The following is an 18,791-nucleotide window of genomic DNA, read 5'->3' as shown; positions in this document are numbered from 1 at the left end:
CGAGGCCGTCTGGCAACCGTCCGCAACCGTCGTGACGCGATGCAGCTCACCAGGTGCGCGCGGTCACGATGCGTCTGCCCGGAGTGCATTCTCGGGCAGCCTCGGACGTCCCGCCGGGTTCGACGAGGTGCCCGGGACCCCCGCAGTCGTCGTCCACCACCGACGACCCGATTGCCGGAGGTGGCCGATGTCCGGCACCTGCTCGTTCTGCTCCGCCAGCCGTCTCGGACGGCTCTCCCCCGTCCCCCACGCGGCGGACTGCCCCACCGCGGCCCGTCCGCCGCGCCGGCTCGACCGCGACGACGCGCTGTTCTGGCGCCACCCCGACCTGGTCGACCTCGACCTGGCCTGCGCGTTCTGGTGGCCTGCGGCCATGTGAGCACTCAGTGGGGCTATAGCCCCACTCAGTGCTCACCTGGCGGCAGCCACCTCAGACAGTCGCGCCGCCGCCAGTTCCCGCACCAGGAAGCGCTGCACCTTGCCCGTCGCGGTGCGCGGGACGGCGTCGATCTCCAGGACGTGGCGCGGCTTCTTGAACGACGCCAGGCCCTCCCGGCACCACGCGATCAGCGCCTCGGGGTCGATCGCCGCGCCCTCGGCGGCGACCACGCAGGCGACCGTCCGGTCGAGCCCGTCGTCGTCGGGAACGCCCACGACCACCACCTCGGCGACCGAGGGGTGCAGCACCAGCCGCTCCTCGACCTCCATCGGCGTCACCCAGATGCCGCCGACCTTGAGGACGTCGTCGGTGCGGCCGAGGCACTGGTAGGTGCCGTCGGGGTTGCGCACGTAGGTGTCGCCGGTGCGCATCCACTCGCCCTCGAACACGCGGCGGTTGACGTCGGTGCGACACCAGTAGCCGGTGCACAGCGAGTCGGCCCGCAGGTAGAGCGTGCCCTTCTCGCCGTCCGCGACCACCGACCCGTCGTCGGCCCGGATCTCCACCTCGTAGCCGGGGACCGGCACGCCGGAGGTGCCCGGGGCGACCTCGCCGGGCCGGTTGGACAGGTAGATGTGCAGCGCCTCGGTCGAGCCGATCCCGTCGAGCACCTCGACGCCGAACCGGTCGCGCATGCCCAGCACCATCCGCGCGGGCAGGGCCTCCCCCGCGCTGACGCCCTGGCGCACGCGGGCGAAGGTGTCGTCGGGCAGGTCGGAGGCGAGCAGCGGCCCGTACACGCTGGGGCTGCCGTAGAACAACGTCACCGGGTGCTCGGTGACGACCGACGCGATCGCCGCCGGCGACGGGCGGCCCGGCGAGAGCACCGACGAGGCGCCGACCGCCATCGGGAAGAACATCGAGTTCCCGATCCCGTAGGCGAAGAACAACTTCGCCACCGAGAAGCAGACGTCGTCGGCGCGGATCCGCAGCACCTGGGCGCCGTAGGTCTCGCAGACGGTGCGGATGTCGGCGTGCCGGTGCATCGCGGCCTTCGGCGTGCCCGTCGTCCCCGAGGTGTAGAGCCACAGCGCGGGCGACTCGTCCCAGGTGGCGTAGAGCCCGTCGTCGAACCCGAAGCCGGAGGCCGCGAGGTCGGTCCAGTCCCGCGTGCGGACGGGGTAGCCCTCCAGCGGCGCGTCGTCGTCGATCGGCACGGCCGCCGACGTGACCACGACGTCCGCGAGGTCGGGCGCGCCGCTCTCGACGGCCAGCCTGGTCGCGATCCGCGTGACCCCGCCGAACTCCGGCGAGCAGATCAGCACCGCGGCCCGGGAGTCGATGACGAGCTTCGCGAGCTCCGGCCCGCGCAGCATCGTCGACACCGGGACGGCGACCGCCCCGATCCGCATCGCCGCGAGGATCGCGGTGAACAGCTCGACGCCGTCCGAGCAGCACATGACCACCCGCTGCTCGGGCCGCACGCCGAGCCCGCGCAGCCCCGCCGCGACCGTGCGCACCTCAGCGGCGACCTCGGCGTACGTCAGCTCCCGCACGCCCCCGGGCGTCAGCGCCCGGACGGCGATCCTGGATCCGCCGTCGGGAAGGTGCCGGTCGAGCAGGTAGTGCGATGCGTTGAACTGCTGGTGGTGGGACAGCACATCGACCACCTTGCGGGATCGTCGGGACCGGTGGAAGTGCTAGTGGAAGTGCACGTACTCGAAGTCGACGGGCTTGTCGTTGATCCCCGTCGACGGCGGAGCGATCCAGCTCGCGATCTTCCCGGGCTCGAGGACCGGGTGCATGAGGCTGCGGACGTGGGTCTTGTCGAGCTCGGTGGGCAGCCACGCGTCCTTGCGGGCGTTCCAGTCGGACTCGCCGATGACCTTGCCGTCCGGGGTGATGTGCGCGCCCGCGAAGGCGCCGACCTGCCGGTTGAACCCGACGTGAGGCAGGTACAGCTCGGCGTCGATGCCGGCCTTCTGCAGGATCCGGTTCCAGCGCTTGAGCCCGGTCCTGCAGTCGTTGATGTACTCGTGGCGCAGGTCCTGGTTGAGCGCGAGCAGCGCCGGGACCTCGTTGCGCGAGATCTGCCCGTCGCGGAACGCGTCGACGTGGCTCGCGTCGTCGGTGAGGCGGTGGTCGTCGTCGCGGCGCTCCTCCTGCCAGCGGCCCTTGATGCCGGCGGTGAAGTAGTTCGCGGCGTTCGTGGAGGACTCGTTGCCGAACAGGTCCAGCGACACCGTGTAGTGGAAGTTGATGTACTTCTGGATCATCGTCAGCGGGATGCCGCCGGCGCCGGCGACCTCCTCGGTGTCGTGGGTCTGCATGAGCTCCGCGGTGCGGCGGACCACGCGGTCGATGCCGGTGGTGCCCACGAACATGTGGTGGGCCTCCTCCTTGAGCATGAACTCGCAGGTGCGGCTCAGCGGGTCGAAGCCCGACTCCTTCAGCGTCCCGAGCTGGTACTTGCCGTCCCGGTCGGTGAAGTAGGTGAACATGTAGAACGACAGCCAGTCCGGGGTCTCCTCGTTGAAGGCCCCGAGGATGCGCGGCGAGTCGTCCGAGCCGGAGTTGCGCGCCAGCAGCTGGTCGGCCTCCTCGCGCCCGGCCCGGCCGAAGTAGGCGTGCAGCAGGTAGACCATCGCCCAGAGGTGACGGCCCTCCTCGACGTTGACCTGGAACAGGTTGCGCATGTCGTAGAGCGACGGCGCGGTGGCCCCGAGGAAGCGCTGCTGCTCGACCGACGCGGGCTCGGTGTCGCCCTGGATGACGATGAGGCGCTGCAGGTCGGCGCGGTACTCGCCCGGCACCTCCTGCCAGACCGGCTCGCCCTTGTGCTCGCCGAAGGCGATGGTGCGGTCGGGGTCGTGCTCGGAGAGGAAGACGCCCCAGCGGTACTCGTTCATCGGGACGTGGTCGAAGTGCGCCCAGCCGTCACGGCCGACGTCGACCGCGGTGCGCAGGTAGACGTCCTTGGTGTCGACGGCGGGGCCCATGTCGCCCCACCAGTCGAGGAAGTTCGGCTGCCAGCGCTCGAGGGCGCGCTGCAGCTTGCGGTCGCCCGCGAGGTCGACGTTGTTCGGGATCTTGGCGTCGAAGTCGATCTTCGGTCGCGCGCTGGTCATCGTGCTACACCCGCTTCTGGTCGAAGTCGGCCTTGCGGCCGGTGCCGTACTTGCGCAGCGCGCCCTCGGGGCCGCTCGCATTGGGCCGGATGAAGATCCAGTTCTGCCAGGCCGTGAGGCGGCCGAAGATCCGGGTCTCCATGGTCTCGGGGCCGACGAACCGGTGGTTCGCCTCCATGCCGGTCAGGGCGTCGGGGCTCAGCGAGGCCCGCTCCTCGAGCAGGATGCGGATCTCGTCGGTCCAGTCGATGTCGTCGGGGGCGTCGGTGACGAGGCCCGCGTCGTCGGCGCCGGCGCCGGTGAGGGGTTCGTCGCGCGGGATCGCGTCGAGGGACTCGCCGTAGAAGCGGGACTCCAGCCGCGAGAGCCCGTTGCCCATCGGGAAGGTGCCGAACTGCGCGTCCGTGACGACGAGCGTGGCCGGCTCGGTCGCCTCGGCGCCGCTGGGCAGCGTCGCGTCCTCGGCCTCCTCGAAGGTGCCCTCGAGCATGTACTGCCGGTCGCAGGCCAGGGCCAGCTCGAGGAACGGCCCGGCGAAGCAGCTGCCCGGCTCGATCAGGGCGATGAGGCTGCGGCTGGTGACGTCGAGCCGCTTCAGCGTCCGCTTGAGGTAGCGCGTGGTCTCGGCGACGAGCCAGTCGTCCTGGTGGTGCGCGACGAGCCGGTCGGCGGCGAGGGCCGCGTCGGTGGTCCCCTCGGTGAGGATCAGCCACGTCCCGATCGCGAGCTCGTTCGTGCGCAGCCGCAGGATGGCGTCGTCGAGCTCGCGGACGATCGCGAGGAGCGGGTGCTGCGCGCCCTGCTCGTGGAGGGCGGCCGGGTCGTCGCTCATCGCGGGCACCGCGACGACGAGGGTGGCAGTCCGGGCGTCGCGGTCGATCGTCACGCGGACGTGGTCGTAGGTGATCGCGTCGTCGGTCACGGTGCGCTGCAGCGGCGGGAGGGCGACGCCCTGCGCGTCGGCGGGCCGGTCGCTCGCCGCGGCGGCCTCGGCGGCGCGCTCGGCGACGACCCGGTCCCACTCCCGGCGCGCGACGGCCTCGTCGACCAGCTTCCACTCGACGGCCTTGCGCCCGCCGAAGCCCTCGGACTTCGTCGCGAACACGTCGGCGCGGTCCTTGCGCACGCGGCGCTTGTCGATCACCCGGGTCAGGCCACCGGTGCCGGGGAGCACCCCGAGCAGCGGGACCTCGGGGAGGCTGACCGCGCTCGACCGGTCGTCCACGAGCAGAATCCGCTCGCAGGCCAGGGCCATCTCGTAGCCGCCGCCGGCCGCGGTGCCGTTGAGGGCGGCGATCCAGGTCTGCCCGGCCGCGGACATGTCCTCGATGCCGTTGCGGGTCTCGTTGGTGAACTTGCAGAAGTTCACCTTCCACGGGTGGCTCGACGCCGCCAGCATCCGGATGTTCGCCCCGGCGCAGAAGTTCGAGTCCTTGCCGCTGGTCAGCACCACGCTGCGGACCTGGGGGTACTCGAAGCGCAGCCGCTGGGTGAGGTCGTAGAGCTCGATGTCCACGCCGAGGTCGTACGAGTTCAGCTTCAGCTCGTAGCCCGGGACGAGGCCGGCCGACTCGTCGACGTCGAGGTAGACCGTCGCGGTCGGCCCGTCGACGGTGAAGCGCCAGTGCCGGTAGCGGTCCGGGCTCGTGTCGAAGTCGACCTGCGGGACGGACTCGGGCGCCACCGCCTCGTTGACCCGTTCCTCGACCACCGTCACCGTGGAACCTCCCCTTGTCGTCCCGCCCACATTCTACGACGCTGTGACGAGAGGGGGAAGACCCGTAGACAGTCGTGGAGGTGGACCGTGAGCGAGTGGACGTGGACGGCGGAGCCGACGCCGGTGTGGGACGCCACCAAGGCCGACGCCTTCTCCCCCGCCGGCCCGGGGCTGCACGGACTGGGCTCGCCGTCCGAGGGCGACGCGCTGGGCGACGCGTGGTGGCGGATCGGCACGGCCGACGGCGAGGTGGCCGGCTTCGGTCGGCTCGACGACACGTGGGGCGACGCCGAGGTGCTCGTCGCCGTGGTCCCGGCCTTCCGCGGGCACGGCGTCGGCTCGTGGGCGATGAACCGGCTCGCCGAGGAGGCCGCGGCGCGCTCGCTGAACTACGTCTACAACGTGGTGCCGGTGAACCACCCCGACCGCGAGGGCGTCCAGGCCTGGCTCTCCTCCCAGGGGTTCGACGCCCGCGACACCGGGGAGCTGCGCCGCCGCGTGCGCGTCACCGACACGGCGGTGACACCGTCGTCGTCCTGACGCCCTCCTCCTGAGGAACGAACGGGTCGTTCGTGCAGCTGGAGGCCACGAACGACCCGTTCGTTCCGACGGGGGTGGCTCACATCGTCCGGGCGCCGTCGATCGCCTCGCGCAGGAAGTCGGCGTGCCCGGCGTGCTGCGCGGTCTCGGCGACGACGTGCATCGCCACGCGCCGCACCGACCGCGTGGCGCCCGGCGTGAACCAGGGCGCCTCCGGGAGGGGCCACTCGACGTCGAGGTCGGCGGTCGCGACGTAGGCGTCGGTCTCGTCCGCGACCTTCGCGTAGTAGGCGAGGATCCCGTCGAGCGTCTCGTCGCCGAGCAGGTTGAACTCGTCGTGGCGCATGTCCCCGGTCGCGATCCGCTCCTGGATCACCGGGTCGGTCATGTCGACCTCCGGCCACTCCATCGGCATCGCGGTCGGGCCCTCCTTGGCGAACGCCAGCCACCCCGCCTCGGTGTACGCGACGTGCTTCACCAGTCCCGCGAGGTTGAGCAGCGAGAACGTCGTCCGCGTCCGCGCCTGCTCCTCGGTGAGCCCCTGGAGCGTCTGCAGGAACAGTCCGCGGTGCATCTGCAGGGCCTCGACGAGGTCCCGTCGCTCGCCGGACAGGGTGCTCGGGTCGGTGCTCATCCGGTTCTGCCTCCATCATCGGTGCTGGTGGGAGCAACGATAGGAGTCGATGCGGTCAGCTCCGGTCCTCTTCCCGACGACGGGTCGGGCAACGTCGGTCAGGGGGCCAGGCGGACCGCCGAGACGCCCCGGGAGGTCGGCAGGAAGAGCGCGTTGCCACTGACGGCCGGCGTCGCGAAGCGGGTCGCGTCCCCGACCGACAGCGTCGCGCGCTGCGTCCCCGTCGCCGCGTCGAGCCCGATCAGCGCTCCGTCCTGCTGCAGCGACCACACCGTGCTGCCGACGATGACCGGTGACCCGGTCACCTGCGCGGGCGCCCGCCACCCGCCGACCATCGCCCCGTCCGGCCCGACCCGCACCTGCAGCAGGCCGGAACTGCACGGCAGGTAGGCGACCGCTCCCCCGCCCTGCACCGGCGCGGCCGCCCCGCCGCCGTAGGACTCGCAGCCCTGGAGCGCGGCCTTCTGCCCGCCGACGCCGCCGAGCGCCGACAGGTCGACGAGGAACACTCCGCCGCCCTTGCCCGCGGCGACCGCGAGGTGCGTGCCCGGCAGCAGGACCGGGCCGGTCGACCCGAGGTCGGCGTCGACCGAGTTCTCCTGCGCCCAGTCCACGGGCGCGAACCCGTCGACGAGGGCCAGGGACGACGAGAGGCGCAGCACCGAGTCGCTGTGGTCCCAGTCCCCGGAGGTCGCCTCGCCGTTGCCGGTGGTGACGACGACGTCGCCGTTCGGCAGGCCTGCCGGACCCGACGCGGCCCAGATACCGGCCTCACGCCCGGTCGGGACGACGAACGTCGTCGGCGCCCCGCCACCCGCCGTCGGGAGGCCGACGACGCTCCCGCGGTACTGCCCGCAGTCGCCGTAGTTGCCGCCGTAGGGGACGTAGACGGTGCCCCGCGAGACGAGGAGGGCGCCGCGCTGGAGGTGGGTGGCCGGGTCGACGCCGGGGACGTCGGCGTCCCGGCGGCTGCGGACCGCGCCGTCCGCGGGATCGACGGCGTAGAGCTCGTGGCGCACGCCGGCTTCGGCGGTCACGACGAAGACCTGGTCGGTCGCCGGGTCGAACACGGGCGAGCCGGTGATGCCGATCGGATCGATGTTCCCGCAGGGCAGGGCGGAGCCGGGCAGCGGATCGGCCAGGTGGGTCCGCCACCGCACCGCCCCGCTCACCGCGTCGAGGCCGTAGACCGACCCGCCCTCCGTCGCGGCGACGACCTCCCCGGCCACGACGACGGGGCTCCCGTAGACCTTCCCGTCGAGCGGGGTCTGCCACGCGAGGGCCGGCGACGACGGGTCGGGGCCGGACGCGACGTAGCCGTCGCGGGCGGCGTCCCCGTGGTAGGTCGTCCAGTCCGCCCCCGCCCGCACCCCGCCGGACGGCGCCGGGGCGACGGGCGCCGCACCGGAGACCGGCGGCAGGACGAGCCCGGCGCCGGAGGCGGGCACCTCCGGTGCGGGGTACGGCGCGACGGTCGCGGGCGCCGAGGCCTGCGCGGGCGCGGGCGGTGAGCCGGTCGAGCACCCGGCCACCACCGACACCGCAGCGAGGGCGACACCCAGCCGCCGTCCGAGTCTCGTCACGGGTGCAGATCGTGCTCCGCTCGCGCGCGACCCGCCGTCCGGAGCTGGTCCCCCTCGTCGAGTGCGGCGAAGTGCATCACCCGCGGCACATTCCGCCGCAGTCGGGCGCGGCCGTGGAGATTCGATGGATCCGCGAACACGCGGGCGCCGTCAGAACCCGTGTGAGCCTCGACGAGAAACGTCTCCATCGGACCGTCCGCGACCAGGACGGCGCCATCACGTTGGGCCAGGCACTGGACTGCGGGTACAGCCACACGACCGTGCGTCGCAAGGTGGCCGCCGGCGAGTGGACCCGCCTCGCACACCGCGTCTACCTCGTCGGGTCGCACCGGCGGACGCCGACGGTCCTCGTCCGGGCCGCCCTGCTCTCCCTGGGCGGGGACGCCGTCCTCGTCGGCCCGGCCGCTGCCTGGTGGCACGGGCTGATCGACCGGTGTCCGGACGTCATCGACGTCGCGGTCCCGCCCCGCCGTCAGCACCGGACTCGTCCCGGCGTCCGCATCGTGCGCAGGCACATCCCGCCCGCCGTGAGCGTTCGACACCGAGGGCTCCGGGTGACCACCGTGCCGCACACCGTGCTCGACGCCGCCGCGCACCTGGGGCTGGAGGAGGGCGCCCGGCTGATGGACCGGGCGCTGCAGCAGGGGCGGGTGGCGCTGCCGATCCTGGAGCGTCTCCAGGAGGGTCGGTCGCGACGACGGGGCACGCCGGTCGTCGCCCGGCTCCTCGCCCTTGCGGCGGGCGGAGCGGTGTCCGAGGCCGAGCGGCGCGCCCATGCCGCCATGACCGGAGCGGGTCTGGTCGGCTGGGTCGCGAACCTCGACCTGGACCTGCCCGGCTACGGGCGTGCGATCGCCGACGTGGCGTTCCAGCGGGAGAAGGTCATCGTCGAGGTCGACGGCTGGGCCTACCACCGCGACCTCCGCGCCTTCCTCCGCGATGCGCGCCGGCAGAACGCACTCACCGCTGCCGGCTGGATCGTCGTCCGCACGAACTGGCATCAGATCGTCGGGTCGCCGGAGGAGTTCCTGGACGTCCTGCGGGCCGTCCTCGCCGCCCGCACCTGATCGCGAGTGCGGCGAAATGTGTCAACGGTGGCGCATTCCGCCGCACTCCCCGAGTCACCCTCCGGGGATCAGCCGCCGAGCACCGCGAGCTGCACCGCCGCGACCTGCTCCCCCAACGCCCGCGGGGTCAACGGACCGTCGGCGTGGAACCACTTGTAGGCCCAGTTCGCCGCGCCGAGACAGGTGTTGACGTAGACCTTCGGCGACATGACCAGCTCGGTGCCCGCCTCGGCGAGGTGCGCCTCCACGGCGGCGAGCACCACGTCCTCGAAGGCACGCCGACGCTCGAGGATCGGGTTCGCGAGCTCGGGCGGGAGCTCCGACTCCTCCTCGAAACAGATCTTCAGCAGGTCGCGGTGCTCGCAGGTGTAGGCGACGCGCTCGACGATGAGGCCCCGGACGGCGTCGAGCGGCGTGGGGGCCGCCGCGACGATCGCGCGGGCCGAGGCGAGGCTCTCGTCGAGGACCTGCTCGTAGATCTGGACGAGCAGGTCCTGCTTGGTGGCGACGTAGTGGTAGAGCGTCGGCTTGGACAGCCCGACCCCCGCGGCGACGTCGTTCATCGAGGTCGCCCGGTAGCCCTGGCGACTGAACACGCCGACGGCCGCCGCGAGGATGCGCTGGCGCTGCTCCTCCGCGCGGCTGCCGTTCGCTCGCGGTGTCACATCCGACGACCCTAGACGGTTGACCTCGCGCTGTGAGCTGACCTACTTTCGCCCGACCGGTCGGTCGAAGCAGGTCGACCCGGGCCGGAGCACGGCGATGTGTACGGGAGATGCAGCGTGGCGTTCGAGCTCGACGAGGTGCACGAGGACTTCCGGGCGGCGGTCCGCCGCTTCACCGACGAGCGGGTGCGCCCCGTCGTCGAGGAGTCCGAGCGCCAGGGCCACCCTCCGGAGCAGCTGTGGAAGGAGATGGGCGCGGCCGGTCTCCTCGGGCTGCTCACCCCGGCGGAGTTCGGCGGGTCGGCGGGTGAGGGCGGCGAGAACACCGCGGTGACCGTGCTGGCCGAGGAGCTCTCCCGGGCGTGCGGCGGGATCGCGGTCGGCGCCCTGGTCAGCGCCTACATGGCGGGCCCGCACCTGGTCCGCCACGGCACGCCGGCGCAGCAGCAGGACTGGGTGGAGCGCATCGCCGCCGGCACCGCGATCGCGTCGATCGCCGTCACCGAGCCCGGCGCCGGGTCGGACGTCGCGGGCATCACGACGAAGGCCACGCGGACCGACGACGGCTGGCGGCTCGAGGGCCGCAAGATGTACATCACCAACGCCGGGATCGCCGACGTGCTGATCATCGGCGCCCGCACCGAGGCCACGGGCCACCGCGGGATCACCACGTTCGTCGTCCCCGCCGACACCCCGGGCCTGTCGGTCGGGCAGCCGCTGCGCAAGCTCGGCTGGCACTCCTCGGACACCCGCGAGGTGGTCCTCGACGGCGTCGAGGTCGGCGCCGACGCCGTGCTGGGCGCCGAGAACCGCGGCTTCTACCAGATCATGGCCGCCTTCCAGCTCGAGCGCGTCGTGCTCGCGGCGATGGGGCTGGGCCACGCGAGCGAGGCCCTCACGATGGTCACCGAGTACGTGGCGGGCCGGGAGGTCGCGGGCGCCCCGCTGACGGGCCTCCAGACGATCCGCCACCGCATCGCGGCCGCCGAGATCGAGCTCGAGGCCGCCCGCGCGCTGACCTACCAGGCCGCCGACCGTCTCGACCGCGACCACCCGGAGGCCGGCCGGTCGGTGGCCGCCGCCAAGTACTTCGCCGCGAAGGTCGCCGACCACGTCGTCGACGAGGCGCTGCAGCTCTTCGGCGGCGCCGGATACCTGGAGGAGACCCCGATCGTGCGCCACCAGCGCGACGTCCGAATCCTGCGCATCGGCGGGGGCACCGACGAGATCCAGCTCGAGATCCTCTCGAAGCGGCTCATCCCGTGACGGGCACGACGAACGGGCTCCGTCCGTCGAGGGAGGTGTCGGCGCCCGTCCCCCCTGGGGCGCCGGCACCTCCCTCGGCGGACGACATCCTCGCCGCGGCCGAGCGGGCGCTCCGGGGCGGCGACACCAGCCGCTACCCGGGCACGCTCACCGCGCGGGAACGGCTGGCGGTGCTGCTCGACGAGGGCTCGTTCGTCGAGGACGGCCTGCTCGCCGGCCCCCTGCCGGCCGACGGCGTGGTGACCGGCGTCGGCATGATCGAGGGCCGTCCGGTCGCCGTGATCGCGCACGACTTCGGGGTCAAGGCCGGGTCGTGGGGGCAGCAGACCTGCGAGAAGCAGATCCGCATCCTCGAGCGCGCCGACCGGGACCTGCTGCCGGTGTTCTACCTGGTGGACTCCGCGGGCGGCCGGCTCACCGAGCAGATGGGCTTCTTCCCGGGACGACGCGGCGCGAGTGCGATCTTCCGCCTGCAGGTGGCGCTGTCCGGCCGGGTCCCCCAGATCTGCTGCCTGCACGGACCATCGGCGGCGGGCGGCGCGTACATGCCGGCCTTCACCGACTGGGTCGGCATGGTCGAGGGCCGCGCGTCGATGTTCCTGGCCTCCCCGCGGGTGGCCGAGAAGGTCACCGGCGAGCGCACCACCGAGGAGGAGATGGGCGGCGCGCGGATGCACGCCGAGGTCTCCGGCTGCGGTGACTCCGTGTTCGACGAGGACTGGCAGGCCGTCGCGGCCGCCCGGCTCCTGTTCTCCTACCTGCCGAGCGACTGGAGCGCGCGGCCCGCCGTCATCGAGGCGCGGGCGCCCGAGCAGGACGACTGGGACGGCCTGATCCCCGCCGACCCCGTCACCGGGTACGACGTGATCGCGGTGATCGACCGCCTCGTCGACGCCGGCTCGTTCTTCGAGATCAAGCCGGACTGGGCGCCCGAGATCGTGGTGGGGCTCGCGCGCCTCGAGGGCCGCGTGGTCGGCCTGATCGCGAACCAGCCGAGCGTGCGCTCCGGCGCCATCCACGTCGACTCCGCCGACAAGGCCGCCCGCTTCGTGTCCTGGTGCGACGCCTTCAACATCCCCCTGGTGTTCCTCCAGGACGTCCCGGGCTTCATGGTCGGCGTCGCGGTCGAACGGCAGGGCATCATCCGCCACGGCGCGAAGCTGATCGCCGCGATGAGCTCGGCCGAGGTGCCGAAGTTCTCGGTGATCCTGCGCAAGGCCTACGCCGCGGGCTTCTACGCGATGTGCGCCCCCGGGTTCGAGCCGCGGGCCACGATCGCCCTGCCCAGCGCGTTCATCGGCGCGATGGGGCCGGAGGCCTCGGTCAACGCGGTGTACGCGCGCAAGATCGCCGACATCACCGACGAGGCCGAGCGCGAGGCCTTCGTCGCGGAGCGGGTCGAGGAACACCGCGCCGAGATCAACCTGCTCCGGATGGGCTCCGACCTCGTCATCGACACCGTCGTGCCGCCGGAGGGGCTCCGCACCGAGCTCGCCGTGCGGATGCGGCACGCCGAGGGCTGGACCCGCTCCGCACCGCGCCGCCACCACATCGTCAGCCCCGTCTGATCCCACCAGAGGAGGAGCAGGTCATGGACGACTCGCTCGGTGCCCTGATCTCCGCCCCGCTGATCCCGCTCCGCGACGAGCAGCGATCGGCCCGGTACGCGGAGGAGATCGCGCACGCCCGCGCGCTGCACGACGCCGACCCCGACGACTACTGGGCCTGGGTGGCCGACCAGCACCGCTGGCTGCGGCCCTACGACACGGTCCGCACCGGCGAGCTCGGCGACTTCCGCTACTTCGACGGCGGGCTGATCAACGTCGCCGACAACTGCGTCGACCGTTGGGCCGAGTCCGTGCCCGACCGACCCGCCGTGGTGTGGGAGGGCGAGCCCGGCGACTCCCGCACGGTGACCTACGCGGAGCTCGCCGACGAGGTCTCCCGGCTCGGGGCCGGGCTGACCGCGCTCGGGGTGGGCCGCGGCGACGTGGTGGCGATCTACATGCCGAACCTCGTCGAGGCGTTCACCGCGATCCACGCCTGCAACCGGATCGGCGCCATCTACACCGTGCTGTTCTCCGGCTTCGGCCGCGACGCGGTCGCCTCCCGGCTGGCGTCGGCGCGCGCGAAGGTGGTGGTGGTCGCCGACGCGATCTACCGCCGCGGCAAGCCCGTGCCCCTGCTGGACACGCTGCGCTCGGCCCGCCCCGACGCACCGACGCTCGAACACACCGTCGTGGTCGACCGCACCGGCAACGGCGTCCCGCTCCAGGAGGGCGAGACCTCCTACGCCGCGCTGATCGACGCGCACCCCGAGGGCAGTGAGCTCGTCGCGCTCGACGCCAACGAGCCGGCGTTCCTCATCTTCACCTCCGGCACGGAGTCGAGACCCAAGGGCGTGGTGCACTCCGTCGGCGGGTTCCTCCTCGGCACCTGGGCCAACGCGCACTGGCAGACCGCGATCACCGACGACGACGTCTACTGGGTCGCCGCGGACGTGGGCTGGCTGACGTTCCCGATCCAGGCGGTGATCGGCGGGCTCGCCAACGGCGCCACGATCGCCTGCTACGAGGGCGCGTTGGACACGCCGTCGACCGCGCGCTTCTACGAGGTGTGCGAGAAGCACGCCGTGACCAAGGTGCTCTGCGCCCCGACGGTGCTGCGGATGCTCCGCAAGTTCGGCGACACGCTGGCCCACGACCACCCCCTCCCCCGGCTCTCCCTCATCACGGTGCAGGGCGAACCCCTCGACGGCGAGACCTTCACCTGGACCACCGAGACCCTCGGCGTCCCCGTGGTCAACGCCTACGGCCAGACCGAGACCGGCTCGACGTGGACCTATCCCGTCGCCGGCGTGGACGACCTGAAGGCGGGCTCCACGGGCACCACGCTGCCCGGCCACGCGTGCGAGGTGGTCGACGACGACGGCCGCCCCGTCCCGGCCGGGACCAAGGGCAACCTCGTCATGACGAGGCCCTTCCCGACGCTGGCCCGCACGGTCTGGGACGACCACGACCGGTACCTCGCGACGTACTTCTCGCGCTTCCCCGGCCGCTACGCCACGAACGACGAGGCCGTCGTCGACCACGACGGGCATCTCTGGGTGCTCGGCCGCGCCGACGACGTCATCAACGTCGCCGCCCACCGGCTCTCGACGATGGAGATCGAGGCCGTCGTCGGCTCGCACCCGCGGGTCGTTGAGGCCGCCGTCGTCGGGGTCCCGGACGACACCAAGGGCACGGTGCCGGTCGCCTTCGTGACGACGGCCGGGGACGCCGGCGACATCGCCCGGGAGGTCACGCAGCTCGTGGGCGACACGATCGGCGGGCTCGCCCGGCCCGACCGTGTCATCGTCACCGCCGCGATGCCGAAGACCCGGACCGGCAAGATCATGCGTCGGCTGATGCGCGAGGTCCTGCTCCACGGCGAGGCGCGCAGCGACACCTCGGCGCTGGAGGACCCCTCCAGCCTGGACACCCTGCGGGAGGCGGTGCGCGCGTGAACGCGACACGTAGCGGAGCGGAGCTGGCGGCGGTATGAGCGGCCTGTGGTTCGAGGAACTGACGCCCGGACTCGTCGTCGAGCACGCCACCCGGCGGACGATCACCGAGACCGACAACGTCCTGTTCACCACCATGACGATGAACCCGGCGCCCCTGCACCTCGACCACGACTACGCGTCGCGGACCGAGTTCGGGCAGCCCCTGGTGAACAGCATGTTCACCCTCGCGCTGGTGGTCGGCCTGAGCGTCCCGGAGCTGACGCTCGGGACGATCGTCGCCCAGCTCGGGCTCACCGACGCCGCCTTCCCGAAGCCGGTGTTCCACGGCGACACGGTGCGGGTGTCGACCGAGGTCGTCGAGGCGCGCGAGTCGCGGTCCCGGTCCGATGCGGGCATCGTGATCTTCGCCCACCGCGCGCAGAACCAGCGCGACGAGACCGTCTGCACCGTGCGACGGACGGGCCTGATGCACCGGAGGCCCTCACCGTGAACGTCCCGCGGTCGCTCCTGTTCGTCCCCGGCGGTCGCGCGGACATGATCGCGAAGGCGCCCCGGTCCGCACCGGACGCGATCGCGGTCGACCTCGAGGACGCCGTCGCCGCCGACGACAAGGACGCCGCGCGGCGCACCGCCACGGAGAACCTCCCCGACGCCGGGTCGCTCGTCCTGGTGCGCGTCAACCCGCCCGCGACGCCGTGGCACGACGACGACGTCGAGGCCGTCGCCGCCACGGCGGCGGGCGTCGTGCTGCCGAAGTACGAGGACCCGGCACAGCTGCGGGATCTGCGCGAGCGCATCGGCGACCGGCCCGTCGTCGTCGGGATCGAGACCGCCCGCGGGGTGGCGCGGGCCCGCGACCTGCTCGAGGGCTCCGACGTCACCGCCGCCTACTTCGGGGCGGAGGACTACATCGCCTCGATCGGCGGCCGGCGGACCCCGTCGAGCCACGAGGTGCTGTTCGCCCGCTCCGAGGTGCTGCTGGCGGCCCGGCTGGCGGGCGTCGGGGCGTTGGACCAGGCCGTCGTCAACGTCCGCGACAGCGACTTCTTCCGTCGGGACGCCGGGGAGGGCCGCGACCTCGGCTACGAGGGCAAGATCTGTATTCACCCCACGCAGGTGACGCTCGCGCACGAGGTGTTCACCCCCTCCGACGAGGAGATCGCGCACGCCCGCGACGTCGTCGAGGCCGGGCGGGCCGGGGTGGGCGTGGTGAACGGGGAGATGGTCGACGACGTGCACCTGCGGATGGCGGCGGCGGTCCTCGCGAAGGCGGGCGTGGAGGCGTGAGGCTCGGGCTCATGCTCGCCACCGACACGGCGGACGTCCCGGGGGCCGCCCGCTGGGCGGAGGACGTCGGCTTCGACCTCGTGGCGAGCGGTGAGCACGTCCTGTTCGGCAGCCCGACGTCGAACGCCTTCGTCTCCCTCGCGGCCGCCGCCGCGGTGACGTCACGGGTCCGGCTGCTGTCCGCGGTGACGCTGCTGCCGCTCTACCCGGCGGCGCTGGCAGCGAAGATGGCGGTGTCGGTCGACCGCATCTCGGGTGGACGCTTCGAGCTCGGCGTCGGGGTCGGCGGCGAGTACCCGGCGGAGTTCGAGGCGGTCGGCGTCCCGGTGAGCGGCCGTGGCCGGCGCACCGACGAGGCCCTGCCGGTGGTGCGGGCCCACCTGCACGGCGAGGCCGTCGACGGACACCGGATGGACCCCCCGCCGGTGCGGCCCGTCCCGATCTGGATCGGCGGGCGCTCGGAGGCCTCGATGCGCCGCGCCGGCCGGGCCGGCGACGTCTGGATGCCCTATCTCTGCAGCCCGGACCGGGTCGCGCGCGGCCTGCGACTGGTGAACGACGTGGCGGCCGAGCAGGGCCGGGGGCCGGTCACCGGAGGGTTGCTGGCGTGGTCGGCGGTCGGGCGGTCGCGGGCGGCGGCGCGCGAGCTCGCCGTGGCCCGGCTCCGCGAGATCTACGGGCAGGACATGGACCGGATCGTCGACGCCTGCGTCCCCTACGGCACGCCCGAGGACGTCGCGGCACGGCTGCACGAGTACGCCGACGCCGGGGCGGAGCAGGTGCTCTACGGGCCGCTGTCCACCGACCGGGAGCTGGGCGCGGAACTCAGCGCGGCGGTGGCCGCGTACCGGCCGTCGGGAACGGTGTGACCGGACGCACCCGCGTACCAGATAGTAGGACTTCCGAGTAACCACGGGGCCGGGTGACCGTGGAGGGGACGACTCCCCCGACGGTCTCGCGAGGCATCCCCTTGGGCTCGATCAGCACCGGCCACCACGCCACCCTCCTCGGGCTGGGCGCCTACCGTCCCCGCCGGGTGGTCACCAACGAGGAGGTGTGCGAGCACCTCGAGGTCGACGCCGCATGGGTGCACGCCCGGTCCGGGATCTCGACGCGCCGCCGGGCGGAGGCCGGGGAGACCGTCGTCGCGATGGGAGCGGCGGCCGCCCGCGACGCCCTGGCCGCGGCCGGGATCGCCGCGGCCGACGTGGCGGTGACGCTGGTGGCAACGATGTCCGCCGACACCGGGTGTCCGCAGGTCGGCACCCGGCTCGCCGCCGAGATCGGGGCCACCAACGGGGCCGCGATGGACGTCGGCGCGGCCTGCGCGGGCTTCTGCTACGCCCTCGAGGTGGCGGCGTCGCTGGTCGACGCGGGTCACGGGGCGGTGCTGGTCGTCGGCGTCGAGCGGATGAGCGACATCGTCGAGCCGACCGACCGCTCGACCGCCTTCCTGTTCGGCGACGGCGCGGGGGCCGTCGTCGTGGGCCCGTCGGCGGAGCCCGGCGTCGGGCCCGCCGCCTGGGGCGCCGACGGCACGCAGGCCGGGCTCATCGCGCAGTCGGTCACCTGGGCGGAGGCCCACGCGACCGGCGAGCGCCCTGCGCTGCGGATGCAGGGCCCGACGGTGTTCCGCTGGGCGACCTCCCGCATGGTCCCCCTCGTCTTCGAGGCCCTGGAGAAGGCCGGCTGCAAGCCCGAGCAGCTCGACGCCTTCGTGCCGCACCAGGCGAACGCCCGGATCACCGACGGCCTGGTGAAGGCGCTCGCCCTGCCCGACCACGTGACCGTCGCCCGCGACGTCGCCGTCACCGGCAACACCTCCGCGGCCTCGGTCCCCCTCGCGATGCACGACGTCCTGACGACGGGTGGTGCCCGCCCCGGGGACCTCGCGCTGCTCTGCGGTTTCGGCGCGGGCCTCACCTTCGCCGCGCAGGTCGTGTCCCTGCCGCCCGTCTAGAGCCCGCCCGAGCCCGCCGTCACGAGCGCGACGGGGTCCGCGTCGGCGCGCCGCGCGGCGAACAGCGCCCGCGCCCGGGTGGCGGCGTCGGCCCGCCACGTCGGGCCCGCGCACAGCGCCTCGACACGGGCGGCGATCTCCACGGGGTCCGGGCCCTCGACGAGCCAGTCCGCGGGCAAGAGCTCGGGCAGCGCACCGCGTCGCGTGGCGATGACCGGCACCCCGCGCGAGAGGGCCTCGAGGACGACGAGCGGCTCGGCCTCGTTGACGTAGCTCGACGGGAAGAGGAACACGTCGGCGGCGTCGAGCGCCTCGTTCACCCCGGCGGTCGGGCGCGGTCCGAGCCAGCGCACCGCCTCCCCCGCCCGCGCGATCGCCGCCGCCGTGTCGTCGTCGCCGCACGGGCCGACGAGGGTCAGGCTGGTCCGCGGGTCCCGCTCGCGCAGGACCTCGCACGCCTCGACGGCGGCGACCGAGCCCTTGCTCACCCCGAGGTTGCTGACGTGCACCAGCACGAGGTCACCGTCCCGGGCCGGGCCCACCGGGCCGGGGTCGACCACGTGCGCGTTGCTCAGCACCGCGTGCTCGGCGCGGGAGGCGTAGCGCTGTTCGAACGCCGCCCGCATCGTCCGGGACAGGAACAGGTGGCGGTCGCGGCGCCCGAGCACCCGCGTAATCAGCACCATCGGCACCGCCGTCGCGGTGAGGTAGGCGTAGGAGTGGTGGTGGGCCACCACCCGCAGGCCCCGCAGGCGCGCCGCGGCGAGCACCGGCAGCTGGTACCAGAGTCCCAGCCCGCCGAAGAGCGACACGTACACGGCGGACCCGGTGGGCAGCCCGAGCACCACGACGAGGGCCCGCAGGTGCGCCGCCGCCCGGGTCAGGACGTGGCGTACCCCGGTGCCGGAGCCCATGACGTCGACGACGCGGACGTCCGCCACCTCCCCGCGCACCCGGTCCAGCAGCCGCGCCGTCACCAGGCTCGCCCCGTGCACCGGTGCGGGCAGCGGCCCGATCCAGGCCACGGTCGTGCTCGTCGGGCCGTCCGTCACTCGCTCCA

The 18,791-nt window shown here is 73.2% G+C and carries 17 protein-coding genes; 10 read left to right on the top strand and 7 right to left on the bottom strand.

The features are described 5' to 3' along the window. The first annotated feature begins 187 nt into the window (after positions 1–187). A complete protein-coding gene (locus tag BJ983_RS04135) occupies positions 188–379 on the top strand; it encodes a hypothetical protein (protein ID WP_179792649.1) in 192 nt (63 codons plus the stop codon). A 32-nt stretch (positions 380–411) separates the two neighbouring features. Here BJ983_RS04135 and BJ983_RS04130 read toward each other — a convergent pair whose 3' ends face one another. From BJ983_RS04130 to boxC, 3 genes are read right to left on the bottom strand one after another with little or no spacing between them, the layout of a single operon-like run. After that, entirely contained in the window at positions 412–2,040 is a 1,629-nt protein-coding gene (locus BJ983_RS04130; protein WP_179797340.1) for a benzoate-CoA ligase family protein, read from the bottom strand. A gap of 39 nt (positions 2,041–2,079) precedes the next feature. Beyond that, positions 2,080–3,507, bottom strand: coding sequence for a benzoyl-CoA 2,3-epoxidase subunit BoxB (boxB, locus tag BJ983_RS04125; protein WP_179792648.1), 1,428 nt, complete (start codon positions 3,505–3,507; stop codon positions 2,080–2,082). Between the two features lie 4 nt (positions 3,508–3,511). Beyond that, the gene (gene boxC / locus BJ983_RS04120) at positions 3,512–5,224 is read right to left on the bottom strand and encodes a 2,3-epoxybenzoyl-CoA dihydrolase (protein ID WP_179792647.1); all 1,713 of its coding nucleotides are present in this window, start codon (positions 5,222–5,224) and stop codon (positions 3,512–3,514) included. 87 nt (positions 5,225–5,311) lie between these two features. Here boxC and BJ983_RS04115 point away from each other — a divergent pair, with 87 nt between their 5' ends. Beyond that, positions 5,312–5,764: a GNAT family N-acetyltransferase gene (locus BJ983_RS04115; RefSeq protein WP_179792646.1), complete on the top strand. Its 453-nt coding sequence runs from the start codon at positions 5,312–5,314 to the stop codon at positions 5,762–5,764. A gap of 79 nt (positions 5,765–5,843) precedes the next feature. Here BJ983_RS04115 and BJ983_RS04110 read toward each other — a convergent pair whose 3' ends face one another. Both BJ983_RS04110 and BJ983_RS04105 read right to left on the bottom strand, forming a co-directional pair. Continuing rightward, positions 5,844–6,398 (bottom strand): DinB family protein, encoded by a 555-nt coding sequence (locus tag BJ983_RS04110; protein WP_179792645.1) that lies wholly within the window; start codon positions 6,396–6,398, stop codon positions 5,844–5,846. Positions 6,399–6,496: 98 nt separating this feature from the next. Then, complete coding sequence (locus tag BJ983_RS04105) at positions 6,497–7,981, bottom strand: outer membrane protein assembly factor BamB family protein (protein WP_179792644.1); 1,485 nt, start codon at positions 7,979–7,981, stop codon at positions 6,497–6,499. A gap of 161 nt (positions 7,982–8,142) precedes the next feature. Here BJ983_RS04105 and BJ983_RS04100 point away from each other — a divergent pair, with 161 nt between their 5' ends. Then, a complete protein-coding gene (locus BJ983_RS04100) occupies positions 8,143–9,048 on the top strand; it encodes a DUF559 domain-containing protein (protein ID WP_179792643.1) in 906 nt (301 codons plus the stop codon). Between the two features lie 68 nt (positions 9,049–9,116). Here BJ983_RS04100 and BJ983_RS04095 read toward each other — a convergent pair whose 3' ends face one another. Beyond that, positions 9,117–9,713 (bottom strand): TetR-type transcription factor C-terminal domain-containing protein, encoded by a 597-nt coding sequence (locus BJ983_RS04095; protein WP_179792642.1) that lies wholly within the window; start codon positions 9,711–9,713, stop codon positions 9,117–9,119. Positions 9,714–9,830: 117 nt separating this feature from the next. Between BJ983_RS04095 and BJ983_RS32065 the strand changes: the two genes are divergently transcribed. From BJ983_RS32065 to BJ983_RS04060, 7 genes are all read left to right on the top strand, one after another. Next, the gene (locus tag BJ983_RS32065; protein ID WP_179792641.1) at positions 9,831–10,979 is read left to right on the top strand and encodes an acyl-CoA dehydrogenase family protein; all 1,149 of its coding nucleotides are present in this window, start codon (positions 9,831–9,833) and stop codon (positions 10,977–10,979) included. A gap of 35 nt (positions 10,980–11,014) precedes the next feature. Beyond that, on the top strand, positions 11,015–12,547 hold the full coding sequence (locus BJ983_RS04085) for a carboxyl transferase domain-containing protein (protein WP_179792640.1): 1,533 nt from the start codon (positions 11,015–11,017) through the stop codon (positions 12,545–12,547). A 23-nt stretch (positions 12,548–12,570) separates the two neighbouring features. Next, positions 12,571–14,484: an AMP-binding protein gene (locus BJ983_RS04080; protein ID WP_179792639.1), complete on the top strand. Its 1,914-nt coding sequence runs from the start codon at positions 12,571–12,573 to the stop codon at positions 14,482–14,484. Between the two features lie 34 nt (positions 14,485–14,518). Next, complete coding sequence (locus BJ983_RS04075; RefSeq protein WP_179792638.1) at positions 14,519–14,974, top strand: MaoC family dehydratase; 456 nt, start codon at positions 14,519–14,521, stop codon at positions 14,972–14,974. Beyond that, positions 14,971–15,771 carry an aldolase/citrate lyase family protein gene (locus BJ983_RS04070; protein ID WP_179792637.1) on the top strand — a complete coding sequence of 267 codons (801 nt, stop codon included), beginning with the start codon at positions 14,971–14,973 and terminating at the stop codon, positions 15,769–15,771. The genes BJ983_RS04075 and BJ983_RS04070 overlap by 4 nt, the downstream gene beginning before the upstream one ends. Positions 15,772–15,782: 11 nt before the next feature. After that, positions 15,783–16,640: an LLM class flavin-dependent oxidoreductase gene (locus tag BJ983_RS04065; RefSeq protein ID WP_179792636.1), complete on the top strand. Its 858-nt coding sequence runs from the start codon at positions 15,783–15,785 to the stop codon at positions 16,638–16,640. Positions 16,641–16,741: 101 nt separating this feature from the next. Continuing rightward, positions 16,742–17,731, top strand: a complete 990-nt coding sequence (locus BJ983_RS04060) for a beta-ketoacyl-ACP synthase 3 (RefSeq protein WP_179792635.1) — start codon at positions 16,742–16,744, stop codon at positions 17,729–17,731. Here BJ983_RS04060 and BJ983_RS32060 read toward each other — a convergent pair. Next, positions 17,728–18,783: a glycosyltransferase family 4 protein gene (locus tag BJ983_RS32060; RefSeq protein ID WP_218890098.1), complete on the bottom strand. Its 1,056-nt coding sequence runs from the start codon at positions 18,781–18,783 to the stop codon at positions 17,728–17,730. The genes BJ983_RS04060 and BJ983_RS32060 overlap by 4 nt on opposite strands. Between the last annotated feature and the right edge of the window lie 8 nt (positions 18,784–18,791).

It is taken from the genome of Actinomycetospora corticicola, assembly GCF_013409505.1.
Lineage (GTDB): Bacteria > Actinomycetota > Actinomycetes > Mycobacteriales > Pseudonocardiaceae > Actinomycetospora > Actinomycetospora corticicola.
Note: the sequence above shows the minus strand (reverse complement) of the source record. Positions and strands in the feature narration are given on the sequence as shown.